The sequence below is a fragment of the Enterococcus ratti genome, assembly GCF_001886195.1.
GTDB lineage: Bacteria > Bacillota > Bacilli > Lactobacillales > Enterococcaceae > Enterococcus_B > Enterococcus_B ratti.
Genome location: NZ_JXLB01000067.1, coordinates 1 through 512, shown reverse-complemented (window position 1 = coordinate 512; position 512 = coordinate 1). Strand labels below are relative to the sequence as shown.

Annotated in this window: 5 tRNA genes; all 5 read right to left on the bottom strand. The window is 52.9% G+C overall.

Annotated elements, in window-relative coordinates:
* Positions 1-32: 32 nt before the first annotated feature.
* Positions 33-118 (bottom strand) — tRNA-Leu (locus RV14_RS11750).
* Positions 119-133: 15 nt separating this feature from the next.
* Positions 134-205 (bottom strand) — tRNA-Gly (locus RV14_RS11745).
* 10 nt (positions 206-215) lie between these two features.
* Positions 216-288: transfer RNA gene (locus RV14_RS11740), tRNA-Thr, on the bottom strand.
* Positions 289-304: 16 nt separating this feature from the next.
* Positions 305-386: transfer RNA gene (locus RV14_RS11735), tRNA-Leu, on the bottom strand.
* 8 nt (positions 387-394) lie between these two features.
* Positions 395-467: transfer RNA gene (locus tag RV14_RS11730), tRNA-Lys, on the bottom strand.
* Positions 468-512: the final 45 nt, after the last annotated feature.

The window sequence follows — 512 nt, the reverse complement described above, 5'->3', positions numbered from 1 at the left end:
TATCCAGTTGAGCTATGGGCGCATATTTATAATGCCGAGGACCGGAATCGAACCGGTACGGTGATCACTCACCGCAGGATTTTAAGTCCTGTGCGTCTGCCAGTTCCGCCACCCCGGCGTGCTATTTTGGCAAAGCGGAAAACGGGGTTCGAACCCGCGACCCCCACCTTGGCAAGGTGGTGCTCTACCACTGAGCTATTTCCGCATGTTTAGGATGCCGGCTAAAGGACTTGAACCCTCGACCCTCTGATTACAAATCAGATGCTCTACCAACTGAGCTAAGCCGGCATGGTATAACATAGGATGCGGGTGAAGGGACTTGAACCCCCACGCCGTAAGGCGCTAGATCCTAAATCTAGTGCGTCTGCCAATTCCGCCACACCCGCAAAAAATATGAGCCGTACAGGGCTCGAACCTGTGACCCTCTGATTAAAAGTCAGATGCTCTACCAACTGAGCTAACGGCTCATATGGAGGTTAACGGGTTCGAACCGCTGACCCTCTGCTTGTAAG